This window comes from Pseudomonas sp. GW821-FHT05H12, from assembly GCF_059419385.1.
In genome coordinates, this window is sequence record NZ_JBWKRS010000001.1 from 281,844 (window position 1) to 295,597 (window position 13,754).

Below are 13,754 nucleotides of genomic sequence, written 5' to 3' on the forward strand. Positions count from 1 at the left end.
ACGGGGCTTCGCCAGTCCTACGCTGGTTAACCCCTGCCCACTGATGGCGCACAGCTGCATCGCCCATGCGCCAAAAAAAGACATTCATCGGACCGCCCGGTTGCGACCCGACCGATAGCGGCCTATGTTCCAAGCCATGCGTTTTAATTTGCTGTCCCCCTCCCTACGCCCTTCCCGTACCCAGGTGACGACATGCCCACGCTTTCCCGCCCCGCCGTCCTCGAACTGATCGGCAACACGCCGCTGGTTCGGGTCAGCCGTTTCGATACCGGCCCGTGCACGCTGTTTCTCAAGCTCGAATCCCAGAACCCCGGGGGCTCCATCAAGGACCGCATCGGCCTGGCCATGATCGACGCCGCCGAGCGCGATGGCCGCCTGCGCCCCGGCGGCACCATCATCGAGGCCACCGCTGGCAACACCGGCCTGGGCCTGGCATTGGTCGGCCGGGCCAAGGGCTACCGGGTGGTGCTGGTGGTGCCCGACAAGATGTCCACCGAAAAGGTGCTGCACCTCAAGGCCATGGGCGCTGAGGTGCATATCACCCGCTCCGACGTGGGCAAGGGCCATCCCGAGTATTACCAGGACGTGGCCGCCCGCCTGGCCAAGGACATTCCGGGTTCATTCTTCGCCGACCAGTTCAACAACCCCGCCAACCCGCTGGCCCATGAAACCAGCACCGCCCCGGAGATCTGGGCACAAACCCAGCATGACGTGGACGCCATTGTGGTGGGCGTCGGCTCGGCCGGCACCCTCACCGGCCTGACCCGTTTTTTCAAGCGTGTGCAGCCTGAGCTGGAAATGGTGCTGGCCGACCCCGTGGGCTCGGTGATGGCCGAATACAGCCGCAGCGGCAAGATGGAAACCCCCGGTTCCTGGGCCGTGGAAGGCATCGGCGAGGACTTCATTCCGTCGATCGCCGACCTCTCCAGCGTGCGCCACGCCTACTCCATCAGCGATGAAGAAAGCTTCGACCATGCCCGCCAACTGCTACGCGCCGAAGGCATCCTCGGCGGTTCGTCCACCGGCACCCTGCTCGCCGCCGCCTTGCGTTATTGCCGCGAGCAGACCGAGCCCAAGCGTGTAGTCACGTTCGTGTGCGACACCGGTACGCGCTACCTGTCGAAGGTCTACAACGACCAATGGATGAAAGACGCGGGCCTGCTGCAATACAAACACTACGGTGACTTGCGCGACCTGATCGCCCGCCGTTTCGAAGACGGCCGCGTGATCAGCGTGAGCCCCGACGACACCCTGCTCACCGCCTTCCAGCGCATGCGCCTGGCCGACGTTTCGCAATTGCCAGTGTTGGTGAATGGCCAGGAGCTGGTGGGTGTGATCGACGAATCCGACATCCTGCTGGGCCTGCACCATGACGCGGCAGACTTCTCGATGATCGTCGCCAGTGCCATGACCGACACCTTGCAAACCCTGGCCCCCAGCGCCAGCCTGGCTGAATTGCAGGCAGAACTGGATCGCGGCCTGGTCGCCATCATTGCCGACGCGTCGGGCTTCCATGGCCTGATCACCCGCGTCGACCTGCTCAATCACCTACGGAGATCCCTTGCATGAGTCAGTCCGATAAAAGCGCGTTTGCCACCCGTGTGATCCATGCCGGGCAATCCCCCGACCCAACCACGGGCGCGCTGATGCCGCCGATCTACGCCAACTCCACCTACCTGCAAGACAGCCCCGGCGTGCACAAGGGCTTTGACTACGGACGCTCCCACAATCCGACGCGTTTTGCCCTGGAACGCTGCGTGGCCGATCTGGAAGGCGGTAGCCAGGCGTTTGCCTTTGCGTCCGGGCTGGCGGCAATCTCCACCGTGCTGGAACTGTTGGACGCCGGCGCGCATATCGTCTCCGGCAACGACTTGTATGGCGGCACCTTCCGCCTGTTCGACAAAGTGCGCCAACGCAGTGCCGGGCATCGCTTCAGTTTTGTCGATTTGAGCGACCTGTCGGCATTTGAGGCGAGCTTGCAGGACGACACGCGCATGGTCTGGGTCGAGACTCCGAGCAACCCGCTACTGAGCCTCACCGACCTGAGCGCCATCGCGCGCATCTGCAAGGCGCGCGGCATTATCTGTGTGGCCGACAATACCTTCGCCAGCCCTTGGATCCAGCGCCCGCTGGAGCTGGGCTTCGACATCGTGGTGCATTCCACCACCAAATACCTGAATGGCCACTCGGACGTCATCGGTGGGATTGCAATCGTTGGCCACAACCCGGAGCTGGCCGAACGCCTGGGCTTCCTGCAGAACTCGGTGGGCGCCATCGCCGGGCCGTTCGATGCGTTTCTTACCTTGCGCGGCGTGAAGACACTGGCACTGCGTATGGAACGTCATTGCAGCAACGCCCTCGACCTGGCGACCTGGCTGGAGAAACAGCCGCAAGTGTCGCGCGTCTACTACCCCGGCCTGGCCTCACACCCGCAGCATGAGCTGGCACGTCGGCAGATGCGTGGGTTCGGTGGGATGATTTCGGTTGACCTCAACAGCGACCTGGCGGGCGCCACGCGCTTCCTGGAAAACGTCAAGATCTTCGCCCTGGCCGAAAGCCTTGGCGGCGTGGAAAGCCTGATCGAACACCCGGCCATCATGACCCACGCCAGCATCCCGGCCGCCACGCGCGCGCAGTTGGGCATTGGTGACGGGTTGGTGCGGTTGTCGGTGGGGGTTGAGGATGTGGAAGACCTGCGGGCAGACCTGGCCCAGGCGTTGGCCCGCATCTGATAGCCCCCCTCTGTAGGAGCTGGCTTGCCAGCGATGGCGGTGGGTCAGCTTGCAACTCTGCTGGCTGATGGATCGCGATCGCCGGCAAGCCGGCTCCTACAGTGAGTGCAGGTCAGTGGGTGTACTCGGTCAACTGTGGGAGCTGGCTTGCCAGCGGTGGCGGTGGGTCAGCTGCAACTCTGCCGGCTGATGGACCGCTATCGCCGGCAAGCCGGCTCCTACAGTGAGTGCAGGTCAGCGAGTGTACTCGGTCAACTGTAGGAGCTGGCTTGCCAGCGATGGCGGTGGGTCAGCTTGCAACTCTGCTGGCTGATGGATCGCGATCGCCAGTTCAAGCCGGCTCCTACAGTGAGTGCAGGTCAGTGGGTGTACTCGGTCAACTGTGGGAGCTGGCTTGCCTGCGATAGCGGCGGCACTGTCAACTGTGATTTCACCTGACCCACCGCCTTCGCAGCCTCGCGCAAGCGAGGCTGCTCCCCCAGGTGACCTTGTGTCAGGCCGAGGTGATGTTGGCCCGTGCGGCGTGCAGCTTCTTGTAGCTCTCGATCAAGCGCTGATGGCGGTCCAGGCCTTCGAGCTTCAGGCTGGTCGGGGTCAGGCCGTAGAAGCGCACGTCGCCGGTGACCGAGCCGATCACCGCGTCCATCCGCTCATTGCCGAACATACGGCGGAAGTTGGCTTCGTAGTCGTCCAACTCCAGGTCGTCATCCAGTTCCATCTCCAGCACCGCGTTCATCGCCTGGTAAAACAGGCCACGTTCGGCGGTGTTGTCGTTGTACTGCAGGAACATCTCCACGCACTCCTTGGCCTCTTCGTATTGCTTGAGGGCCAGGAAGATCAGCAACTTCAACTCCAGGATGGTCAACTGCCCCCACGCGGTGTTGTCGTCGAACTCGATGCCGATCAGGGTGGTGATGTCGGTGTAGTCGTCCAGCTCGCTTTCGATCAGGCGCTCGACCAACGCGTGCAGTTCTTCCTCGTCGAGGCTGTGCAGGTTGAGGATGTCGGCCCGGAAAAACAGCGCCTTGTTGGTGTTGTCCCAGATCAGGTCGTCCACCGGGTAGATTTCCGAGTAATCCGGCACCAGGATGCGGCAGGCGGTGGCGCCGAGGTGTTCGTACACGGCCATGTACGACTCCTTGCCCATGCCTTCGAGGATGCCGAACAAGGTCGCGGCTTCCTGCACGTTGGAGTCTTCGCCTTGGCCGGTGAAGTCCCACTCGACAAATTCGTAGTCCGACTGGGCACTGAAGAAGCGCCAGGACACCACACCGCTGGAGTCGATGAAGTGCTCAACAAAGTTGTTCGGCTCGGTCACCGCCTGGGCTTCGAAGGTCGGCGCCGGCAAGTCGTTCAGGCCTTCGAAGCTGCGGCCTTGCAGCAGCTCAGTGAGGCTGCGCTCCAGCGCCACTTCCAGGCTTGGGTGCGCGCCAAACGAGGCAAACACGCCACCGGTGCGCGGGTTCATCAGGGTCACGCACATCACCGGGAACTCACCGCCCAGGGACGCATCCTTGACCAGCACCGGGAACCCTTGCGCTTCCAGGCCCTGGATGCCGGCCAGGATGCTAGGGTACTTGGCCAACACCTCGGCGGGCACGTCCGGCAAGGCAAATTCACCTTCGATGATTTCGCGCTTCACCGCCCGCTCGAAAATCTCCGACAGGCACTGCACCTGCGCTTCAGCCAGGGTGTTGCCGGCGCTCATGCCGTTGCTGAGGTAGAGGTTTTCGATCAGGTTGGACGGGAAGTACACCACTTCACCGTCCGACTGGCGCACGAAGGGCAGCGAGACAATGCCGCGCTCCTCATTGCCCGAGTTGGTGTCGAACAGGTGCGAGCCGCGCAATTCGCCCTCACGGTCGTAGACCTTGCGGCAGTAGGCATCGAGAATTTCGCTGGGCAGCTCGTCGTTGGGGCCCGGCTGGAACCAACGCTCATCCGGGTAATGCACGAACGGCGCGTTGGCCAGTTCCTCGCCCCAGAACTGGTCGTTGTAGAAAAAGTTGCAGTTGAGCCGCTCGATAAACTCGCCCAGGGCCGACGCCAGTGCGCCTTCCTTGGTGGCGCCCTTGCCGTTGGTGAAACACATCGGCGAATGCGCGTCGCGAATGTGCAGCGACCACACGTTAGGCACGATATTGCGCCACGAGGCGATTTCGATCTTCATGCCCAGGCCCGCCAGAATGCCGGACATGTTGGCGATGGTCTGCTCCAGCGGCAGGTCCTTGCCCGCAATGTAGGTGCCGCCGTCGGAGGTCGAGTTGGGCATCAGCAAGGCCTGGGCATCGGCGTCGAGGTTTTCCACTTCCTCGATCACGAACTCGGGGCCGGCCTGCACGACTTTCTTCACGGTGCAACGGTCGATGGAACGCAGGATGCCCTGGCGGTCCTTGTCGGAGATGTCGGCCGGCAGCTCGACCTGGATCTTGAAGATCTGGTTGTAGCGGTTTTCCGGGTCGACGATGTTGTTCTGCGACAGGCGGATATTCTCGGTGGGGATGTTGCGCGTCTGGCAGTACAGCTTCACAAAGTACGCCGCACACAACGCCGACGACGCCAGGAAATAATCGAACGGGCCCGGGGCCGAACCGTCGCCTTTGTAGCGGATCGGCTGGTCGGCAATCACCGTGAAATCGTCGAACTTGGCTTCAAGTCGTAGGTTGTCGAGAAAGTTGACCTTAATTTCCATGCGGGCACACCAGAATAACGGGCTAAACAAAATGGCCGCTATTATGAAGTTTTTTGCCGGGAAGTCCCGGGGTTTTCCGCGTTGACTGCCGATCGGTTAACGTGTGCCCCATCCCCCTTGAGGCCAGCGTTCCATGTCCATTGCCGATAACCTCCTCGCCTTCACCTTCGCCGCCACTCTGCTGACCCTCACCCCGGGGCTCGACACCGCCCTGGTGTTGCGCACCGCCACGGTGGAAGGCAAGCGCCAGGCGCTGCAGGCCACCCTGGGGATCAATGCCGGCTGCCTGCTCTGGGGCGCGGCGGTTGCCTTTGGCCTGGGCGCGTTGATCGCCGTGTCGGAGCTGGCCTTCAACGTATTGAAATACTGCGGCGCGGCCTACCTGGCCTGGCTGGGCTTGAACATGTTGTTGCGGCCACGCCGTTCGCTATCGTCGGTTGAGACTAACGGCCAGCCGAGCAGCAACTGGTTCCTCAAGGGCATGTTGGGCAACGTGCTGAACCCCAAGGTGGGGATCTTCTACGTGTCGTTCCTGCCGCAGTTCATCCCCCAGGGCCATTCGCTGATCGCCTGGACCTTCGGCCTGGTCAGCATCCATGTGGTGCTGGGCCTTGTGTGGTCGCTGGTATTGATTGGCGCCACGCGGCCACTGTCCGGCTTCCTGCGCCGTGAAAGTGTCATTCGCTGGATGGACCGCACCACGGGAATGATCTTTGTGCTGTTCGCGGCGCGCCTGGCGTTCAGCAAGCGCTGAGCGCAGGCTTCTTGACCAGCAGCGACCCTGCCACCGCCACCGCCAGCATCACTGCCACGGCGCCGGCGAGGTACACCGACGCCACACCCGCCGACCCCGCCAGGGCGCCAGCCAATGGGCTGCTGATGCCCAGTGCGATGTCCAGGAACGCCACGTAGGCGCCCATGGCCAGACCACGGGTTTGCGGTGGCGCTCGCTTGATCGCTTCCACACCAAACCCGGGGAAGGCCAACGAATAGCCGAAGCCGGTCAAGGCCGCCCCCACGTACGCCATCACCGGCGAGCCAGCGCCCCAGATCAGCAATTGCCCAACCGCTTCGATCAGCACGCAGACCAGCGCCACCTTGGCGCCGCCCACTTTGTCCGGCAAGTGCCCGAAAAACAGCCGCGCACCGATGAACGCCAAGCCAAAGGCGGTGAAGGCGAATGAGGCATTGCCCCAGTCCTTGGCGGCAAACAACAGCGCGATAAAGGCGGTGATCACACCAAACCCGATACTCGAAAACGCCAGCCCCAACCCGGGTAGCCAGACCGCACCCAGCACCGTGTAGAACGACGTGCGCCGCTGGCTGGTGGGCGCAACGCCCTTGGCCCCGGCGACGATGGCCAGCGCAAACAGCGGCAAGATCAGCGTGGCTACACACACGCCACTGAAGCCCCATTGGGCGTTGAGCGCCACGCCCAAAGGTGCCCCCAGCGCAAACGCTGCGTAGATGGCGATGCCGATCCAGGCCATAACCTTGCCGGCGTTCTGCGGCCCCACCAGGCCCATGCCCCACCCCATGGAGCCGGTGATGATCAGGCTTTCACCCAGGGCCAGCACCACACGCCCGGCCAGCAAGACCCACACCGACAGCACCGGGGTTTCCACGAACCCCAGCGACGCCAGGTACAACAGCCCTGAGCCGGCCGCCACCAGCATGCCGATCAGCATCGCGCGCTTGGGCCCGCGCATATCGGCAAAGTTGCCGGCCCAGGCCCGCGACAGCAGCGCGGCGGCAAACTGCGCACCGACCACCACGCCCACCACCAAGGTGCTCATGCCCAGGGTGTGGTTCAGGTGCAACGGCAGCACGGGCAACTGCATGCCGATGATCAGGAACGTAACGAACACCGCCAGGGTGATCGGCAGCAGTTTCAACAGCACCGAAGACGTACCGTGTTGTGACATGGGAACGCTCCTGTCAGAGACTGAAATAGCCCGCTTGATCCAAGTCGCTCAGCAGGTCCGGACCTGTCGGCGCCCACCCCAGGCGATCCCGGGTCTGCGCGCTGGACACCGCCATCTCGGCGCCGGCCATGTTGGCGAACCAGCCAAAATGTTCACGCGGCCGCGACGCCACCGGCACGCCCAGGCGACGCCCGATGACCTCGGCAATGGCTTTGAACGGCACCGCCTCGTCCGCCACCGCGTGATACACAGCCTGGGTAACGCCCTCCTCCAGCGCCAGGCGATAGACCCGCGCCGCATCGGTGCGATACACGCCAGACCAACAGTTGAGCCCCTCATCGAGGTAGGCCGACACGCCCGTCTCCCGCGCCAGGCGAATCAGGATCGGCAGAAACCCATGGTCGCCCAGCCCATGCACCGACGGCGCCAAGCGTACTGTGGCGGCACGCACACCGCGCTCGGCCAAGGCCCTGGCAGCGAATTCGGATTTGCGCGGCGACGCGCCGTTGGGCAGGTCCGCCTCGGTGGCACCACGGGTCAGCCCGGACAACCCCGAGGTGACCAGCAGCGGCGTGTCCGACCCTCTCAAGACACTGTCCAGGGACTCGATCACACGACGGTCCTGCTCGCAATTTTCGACAAACCGCGAAAAATCGTGATTGAACGCGGTATGGATCACCGCATCCGCGGTCCAGGCCGCGCGGCGAATTGCATCCAGGTCATCCAGGGACGCGCGCAGTACCTTCGCGCCGGTTGCCGCAAGGGTTTTGGCCTTGTCATCGCTGCGGGCCAGTCCGGTAACCAGATGGCCGGCTCCGATCAGGTCCTTGACCACTTCGGAGCCGACCCAGCCGGTGGCGCCTGTGACAAATACGTGCATAGGGTGACTCCTCAATTAAGCCAAACGAATGGACAGCTCGATGTCATCGGCAAACGGCACCGACAGGTAACCGTTGTGCGGCGAGCGCACGTGCGCCAGGTATTCCGGGCAATAGTTGGTGTTGTCGGCCACCACCAGGGCGCCCGGGCGCAGGTGTTTTTCCACCAGGCCAAGCACGTCGCCGTACAGCGCCTTGGCGCCGTCGAGCAGCAGCAAGTCCACCGACGGCGGCAAGCCTGAGGCCAGGCTCACCAGTGCATCGCCTTCGCGGATTTCGATCAGGTCGCTCACACCGCCTTCGGTGAAATGCTCACGCGCCAAGGCGATCTTCGACGGCTCGAATTCGCTGCCGATCAATACGCCGCCACCGTTGTCACGCAGGGCGGCGGCCAGGAACAGCGTAGACAAGCCGAACGAGGTACCGAACTCCACAATGGCCCGCGCCTGGGTACTGCGCGCAAGCATGTAGAGCAGCGTGCCGGTGTCCCGCGAGACCGGCAGCCACAAGTCCTTGAGCAAGGTGTAAAGCGCCAGGTATTCGGTTTTGCTGTGCATCAGGCGGTTGCGTTCCGCATCGGGCACGTTGGCCAGGTCCGGGCTGGTGGCGGCCTCTGCCTGGTCGTAGAGACGTTCGATCAGGGGCGCCAGTGGCGCGGTAGTCAGGGTATTCATCATTGATTTCCGTGAGGCCTGGACTAAGATGCGACTAATTCGTCGCATTAAAAGTATGCGAGTGATTCGTCGCATTCGCTATTCGCGTTCCCCCACGCCTTGGAGCCGCCCATGACCACCCGCCAAACCGCGCGTATTTCCTCGCGCAAACAGCCGCAGCAGGCTCGTTCCACCGAGTTGGTGGCGGCGATCCTGGAGGCGGCTATTCAGGTTTTGGCCAAGGAAGGGGCCACCCGCTTCACCACGGCGCGGGTCGCCGAGAAGGCCGGTGTGAGTGTGGGTTCGGTGTATCAGTATTTCCCCAACAAGGCCGCGATTCTGTTTCGCTTGCAGAGCGATGAGTGGCAGCAGACCACCCTCATGCTGCGCCAGATTCTGGAAGACCGGCAGGTCGCGCCGTTGCAGCGCTTGCGCACCCTGGTGCAGGCCTTCATTCATTCTGAGTGCGAGGAAGCGCTGATGCGCGGCGCGCTGGATGACGCGGCGCCGCTGTATCGCAACGCCCCCGAAGCGTTGGAAGTTCGCGAGGCCGGGCGTCAGATATTCCGCGATTTCATGCTGGAGCTGCTCCCCGACGCATCAGACGCGACCCGCCAGCTGGCCCACGATTTGATCCAGTCGACCCTCAGTTGCGCGGGCAAGGACTTCTCCTCAACCCCGCGCACACCCGAGGCCATCGCGGTTTACGCCGGCGGCATGGCCGACATGTTCAGCGCCTACCTGACCGCGCTCAACACACAATAAAGCGCGCTTGTAGGTCAACTGCACGCCGCATGCCGTCACGGGTTTCAGTTGAGCGGTGGGGATTGTTTAACAAAACCATACCTGAAGGTTCACAAACCCTGATTGAACGTGCCTGCGCGCTTTGGGAGCATCGGCGACCATGATTTCGCTCTTGCGCCCCCTCCGTTGCCACCTGTCCGCTTCGCTGCCGAAGGCGCAGGCGCGTCCCTGCGAAAACCCGTTGTTCCATATCATCCTGGCCTTCTGGGCGCTATGGCATTGCCGCCATGCACGTCCGCCCGACACCCTCCTCTGATCAAGTCGAACCGGCCCCACCGGCATTCATTTATCAGAAGGATCACCCCATGACCGCAGCCCTACGTAGTGCTGAGCGCAGCGCTTCCTATTACACCGCCAGCCTCAATGACCCCACCCAATATCCGACCTTGCAAGGCCAGCTCAGTGTCGACGTGGTGATCATCGGCGGCGGCTTCACTGGCGTGGCCAGCGCCGTCGAACTGGCCGAGCGCGGGCTCAAGGTCGCGATTGTGGAAACCCATCGCATCGGCTGGGGCGCCAGCGGGCGCAACGGCGGGCAAGTCACCGGCAGCCTGTCGGGCGACGAGGCCATGCGCCAACAGATGCGCAAGCGCCTCGGCGATGAAGTCGACGACTTCATCTGGCACCTGCGCTGGCGCGGCCATCAAATCATCGAGCAACGCGTCAACAAGTACGCAATTGCCTGCGACCTCAAGCACGGCCACCTGCACGCCGCCATGAAGCCCTCGCACCTGCACGAACTGCGCGCGTTTCATGACGAAGCCCAGCGGCGTGGCATGGGCGATCAGGTCAGCCTGCTAGACCGGGCCGGCGTGCGCGAACACCTGGACAGCCAGCTGTACCTCGGCGCACTGAAAAACACCCGCAATCTGCACCTGCACCCGCTCAACCTGTGCCTCGGTGAAGCCCGTGCAGCCCACAGCCTGGGGGCGTTGATTTTCGAGAATTCCGAGGTGCTGCAGATCGTGCACGGCGAGCGCCCTGCGGTGATCACCGCTCAAGGTCGTATTGATGCGCGCCAGGTGCTGCTGGCCGGCGACGTCTATCACAAGCTCGAACCCGGCCAACTCAAGGGCAAGATCTTCCCGGCCATGGGCGGCATCGTCACCACCGCGCCGTTGGGCGCGCTGGCACGCACCCTCAACCCCTATGACCTCGCGGTCTACGATTGTCGCTTCGTGCTCGACTACTACCGGCTCACCGGCGACGGGCGATTGCTCTTCGGCGGTGGCGCCAACTATTCCGGACGCGACTCACGGGACATCGCCGCCGAACTGCGGCCCTGCATCGAGCGCACCTTCCCGGCCCTCAAAGACGTGGACATCGAGTTCAAATGGAGCTGCGCCATGGGCATCGTGATGAACCGCATCCCGCAATTGGGCAAGCTGTCGGACAACGTCTGGTACTGCCAGGGTTACTCGGGGCATGGCATCGCCACCAGCCATATCATGGGCGAGATCATGGCCGAGGCCTTGACCGGCACCCTGGCCAAGTTCGACACCTTTGCCGGGTGCAAGCACATCAAGGTGCCGCTGGGGGATGTGTTCGGCAACCCGATGCTGGCCGCGGGGATGTGGTACTACCAGATGCTTGAAAAGCTGCGCTGACAGCGCTGGCTTGCACTCTGCCAAAGTGCCACTACGCTGAACACAGATCTGCGGGCAGCCGTTCGGATTCATGCGCCGATTCGCCAGGGCGGATTTCAATAATGGAACGTTGAAATCAGGTGAACGACTGTGAAAAAACTTACGTTAGTGACGAGCGTACTGTTCTGTGGGCTGCTGATCAGCGGCTGCGCCGTGAATCGACAGCTTGAGACTCGAGTGGTGTGGAGCGACACGTGTATTGCCAACCCATCGCTCACCGAGGACAACCGCAGCCTCTTCCTTGGGGCGATCGCGGTGGCGCTTGTCCCCAAGCTGGTCGAAGGGGCCGTTGACTCGGCAGCCACAGCGCTGAAACAGGCGGGTGAACGCGCCGAGCTGGCACGCTCAAGCGGTCAGGTATTGAGCCAGCCTTATGCTGTCAGCAAAGATGCTGATCTAAGTATCTCGCCAGAGCATGGTTGCCTGATTGTGGCCAGGGGCGCATTTGCAGAGAAGTCCCCTCCAGGCAGCCAAGCCATTGGCGAACTGAAGGACTACGTACTGATTTATCAGGCAAAGGTCCAGTCACTCAAGGGCGAGCCCTACTTCCAACTGGTCCCCTACAGCCTTCAGGTCGGCACCTTCGAAGGGTCATCCTTCTGGTCGCCCAAGCACCGCGATTTCAACATCGCGCTATCCCTCGCCACGCCCGGAGGTGACAAGCCATTCGCGTCGACGCTCTTCACATTCGAGAACATTACGGAAAAGCTCAATGAAGGTGCGAATAGCTGGCTGCTTGCGGGCAAGACAAGCGCACCATTGCCACTGCCGCCATTGCCAGAATCCGGTAAAAAAGCGCAGGCCAAGCAAGAGGCATTCCTGGCCCCGTATGTCCTGGCCAAATCCGTGCAGGACAGCTTGGCAAACCCTCCCCAACCACGCCCCGATCTGCCGTCAAACCCATTGGCCTCAAAAGCCATCCAGTCGAAGATCGATAAGCTGTGCAAAGACATGCAGGCCTACAACAAGGCCAACCCGAAGAGCCCCATCTCCGACCCTCAGTGTGCCTACGCCAGCACATTGGCACGCAGTGAAGTCGACAAGGCGATACTCGCCACACAATCGCCCCAGGCGTTGAAGGGCTGGGCAGACTCAGTTTGCCCTTCTCACTCAACCTGCGGCGATGACGTTGAACGGCCCGTACAGGCGAAGGCCCGGTTCGGCTACATGCAGATGAATGCCTCGATTGTCGAATCGAGACAAGGCAACAAGTTCGCAGCATTTCTGGGCGACGCGTTAGGAGCGGCCAAAGGCGACATTGCCAAAGCCGCCACGCAGCAGATCATTCCGGCACAGCGGCAAGCAGCAGAAGACGCCGACGACGCAGCCAAGCGGACCGCACATCGCGCTGTGATCCTCGCCGACCTGACGGTCACGCAATCCGAGCAGCAACTTGCCGAGCTGCTTGCTGAAGAGCCCACGCCTGCACCATCGGTTGTCACCCAATCACGCGCCTCGCTGATCAAGGCCAAAATCGCCGCAAACGATGCGTATCGAACGGCGAACCTGCCACTGCCCTATCCGGAGCTTCAGTAATGAGCCGGCGTAATGGGTTGGCCACCCTGATCCTGCTGACACTCTTGATGGGCTCCACCAGTTGGGCTGGCCCCCTCGTGCCCAATGGGCCAAGCCCGCTCTCCACACCCAAACCGGATGTCTACAAGGGAACCGAAGCCCAAGCGAACAACAGCCTGTGGCAGGTGGCCTTGGTGTATCGCTCGCTGCCCCATGTAGAGGGGTTGTTTTGTGGCGGAACATTGATTGGCGGGCAGTGGGTGTTGACCGCCGCCCATTGTTTTTTTAATCCGACCACCTGTACCCGGGCTGTTGGCAAAATCGATTTCTATGTGGCCCATGGCAGCGTCTCCCTGGGCAAGCGTGTTCAACTGGAGTCGGCTGAAAAGGTGATATTCGCGCCAAACTGGGACTGCAAATCCAGACGCGGGGATGTGGCGCTCATCAAACTGAACCAGTCGATCGCACAGCAAACAGTGAAGTTGGCTGACGCGGCTGAATCTGAAATTCCCCTGAAACCTAACGCTCCCGCATTGATATCCGGGTGGGGCTTTACTGAATTCGGTACGCGTTCAGTGGACTTGATGGAAGCACCTATTCGGATCGTCGACTTCATTACCTGCAGCAAAGCCTACAAAGAAGCCCTTCCTGATAAAACAGTGTGTGCCGGCGACGGTGTTCACGACAGCTGCAGAGGCGACAGTGGCGGGCCGTTGTTTATTCGCTCAAAAGACGGCCAGGCCACGCAGCTGGGCATCGTCGGCTTTGGCCGAGGCTGTGGGCAGAAGGAGTTTCCCGGGGTGTATGCGCGGGTCGCTGACTACAAAGACTGGATAACGTCACAGACAGTATTTAAATGCACCGCCGATGATATAGAGGCCAGATTGTGTTGATGATCAAGGACCTCAC

General features: G+C 62.2%; 11 protein-coding genes. 7 read left to right on the top strand and 4 right to left on the bottom strand.

What is annotated here, in order from left to right:
* Positions 1–192: 192 nt before the first annotated feature.
* Both AC07SU_RS01320 and AC07SU_RS01325 read left to right on the top strand, forming a co-directional pair.
* Positions 193–1,569, top strand: a complete 1,377-nt coding sequence (locus AC07SU_RS01320) for a pyridoxal-phosphate dependent enzyme (RefSeq protein ID WP_176995899.1) — start codon at positions 193–195, stop codon at positions 1,567–1,569.
* A complete protein-coding gene (locus tag AC07SU_RS01325; protein WP_494995950.1) occupies positions 1,566–2,732 on the top strand; it encodes a cystathionine gamma-synthase in 1,167 nt (388 codons plus the stop codon). The genes AC07SU_RS01320 and AC07SU_RS01325 overlap by 4 nt, the downstream gene beginning before the upstream one ends.
* 493 nt (positions 2,733–3,225) lie before the next feature.
* Here the strand turns inward: AC07SU_RS01325 and AC07SU_RS01330 are convergent, their stop codons facing one another.
* Positions 3,226–5,424 (bottom strand): OsmC domain/YcaO domain-containing protein, encoded by a 2,199-nt coding sequence (locus AC07SU_RS01330; RefSeq protein WP_494995951.1) that lies wholly within the window; start codon positions 5,422–5,424, stop codon positions 3,226–3,228.
* Between the two features lie 133 nt (positions 5,425–5,557).
* Between AC07SU_RS01330 and AC07SU_RS01335 the strand changes: the two genes are divergently transcribed.
* Positions 5,558–6,178: a LysE family translocator gene (locus tag AC07SU_RS01335; protein ID WP_494995952.1), complete on the top strand. Its 621-nt coding sequence runs from the start codon at positions 5,558–5,560 to the stop codon at positions 6,176–6,178.
* On the opposite strand, the gene AC07SU_RS01340 is transcribed toward AC07SU_RS01335, so the two are convergent.
* The 3 genes from AC07SU_RS01340 to AC07SU_RS01350 are packed head-to-tail and all read right to left on the bottom strand — an operon-like array spanning position 6,165 to position 8,901.
* Positions 6,165–7,349, bottom strand: coding sequence for an arabinose transporter (locus AC07SU_RS01340; RefSeq protein WP_494995953.1), 1,185 nt, complete (start codon positions 7,347–7,349; stop codon positions 6,165–6,167). The two genes, AC07SU_RS01335 and AC07SU_RS01340, sit on opposite strands and share 14 nt — an antisense overlap.
* Before the next feature lie 13 nt (positions 7,350–7,362).
* Positions 7,363–8,229 (bottom strand): SDR family oxidoreductase, encoded by an 867-nt coding sequence (locus AC07SU_RS01345; RefSeq protein ID WP_494995954.1) that lies wholly within the window; start codon positions 8,227–8,229, stop codon positions 7,363–7,365.
* 15 nt (positions 8,230–8,244) lie between these two features.
* Positions 8,245–8,901, bottom strand: coding sequence for an O-methyltransferase (locus tag AC07SU_RS01350; protein WP_494995955.1), 657 nt, complete (start codon positions 8,899–8,901; stop codon positions 8,245–8,247).
* A 111-nt stretch (positions 8,902–9,012) separates the two neighbouring features.
* Here AC07SU_RS01350 and AC07SU_RS01355 point away from each other — a divergent pair, with 111 nt between their 5' ends.
* The 4 genes from AC07SU_RS01355 to AC07SU_RS01370 all read left to right on the top strand — a co-directional run bounded on the left by AC07SU_RS01355 (position 9,013) and on the right by AC07SU_RS01370 (position 13,738).
* Positions 9,013–9,645 (top strand): TetR/AcrR family transcriptional regulator, encoded by a 633-nt coding sequence (locus AC07SU_RS01355; RefSeq protein WP_494995956.1) that lies wholly within the window; start codon positions 9,013–9,015, stop codon positions 9,643–9,645.
* Positions 9,646–9,989: 344 nt separating this feature from the next.
* On the top strand, positions 9,990–11,291 hold the full coding sequence (locus AC07SU_RS01360; protein ID WP_494995957.1) for an NAD(P)/FAD-dependent oxidoreductase: 1,302 nt from the start codon (positions 9,990–9,992) through the stop codon (positions 11,289–11,291).
* 129 nt (positions 11,292–11,420) lie between these two features.
* Complete coding sequence (locus AC07SU_RS01365) at positions 11,421–12,866, top strand: hypothetical protein (protein ID WP_494995958.1); 1,446 nt, start codon at positions 11,421–11,423, stop codon at positions 12,864–12,866.
* Complete coding sequence (locus AC07SU_RS01370) at positions 12,866–13,738, top strand: S1 family serine peptidase (protein WP_494995959.1); 873 nt, start codon at positions 12,866–12,868, stop codon at positions 13,736–13,738. Before AC07SU_RS01365 ends, AC07SU_RS01370 begins: the two co-directional genes overlap by 1 nt.
* Positions 13,739–13,754 lie beyond the last annotated feature (16 nt).

Bases quoted from the DNA above. Each gene is read 5' to 3' on its own strand.
- AC07SU_RS01320 (WP_176995899.1), top strand. From the start codon at position 193: ATGCCCACGCTTTCCCGCCCCGCCGTCCTCGAACTGATCGGCAACACG.
- AC07SU_RS01325 (WP_494995950.1), top strand. From the start codon at position 1,566: ATGAGTCAGTCCGATAAAAGCGCGTTTGCCACCCGTGTGATCCATGCC.
- AC07SU_RS01330 (WP_494995951.1), bottom strand. From the start codon at position 5,424: ATGGAAATTAAGGTCAACTTTCTCGACAACCTACGACTTGAAGCCAAG.
- AC07SU_RS01335 (WP_494995952.1), top strand. From the start codon at position 5,558: ATGTCCATTGCCGATAACCTCCTCGCCTTCACCTTCGCCGCCACTCTG.
- AC07SU_RS01340 (WP_494995953.1), bottom strand. From the start codon at position 7,349: ATGTCACAACACGGTACGTCTTCGGTGCTGTTGAAACTGCTGCCGATC.
- AC07SU_RS01345 (WP_494995954.1), bottom strand. From the start codon at position 8,229: ATGCACGTATTTGTCACAGGCGCCACCGGCTGGGTCGGCTCCGAAGTG.
- AC07SU_RS01350 (WP_494995955.1), bottom strand. From the start codon at position 8,901: ATGAATACCCTGACTACCGCGCCACTGGCGCCCCTGATCGAACGTCTC.
- AC07SU_RS01355 (WP_494995956.1), top strand. From the start codon at position 9,013: ATGACCACCCGCCAAACCGCGCGTATTTCCTCGCGCAAACAGCCGCAG.
- AC07SU_RS01360 (WP_494995957.1), top strand. From the start codon at position 9,990: ATGACCGCAGCCCTACGTAGTGCTGAGCGCAGCGCTTCCTATTACACC.
- AC07SU_RS01370 (WP_494995959.1), top strand. From the start codon at position 12,866: ATGAGCCGGCGTAATGGGTTGGCCACCCTGATCCTGCTGACACTCTTG.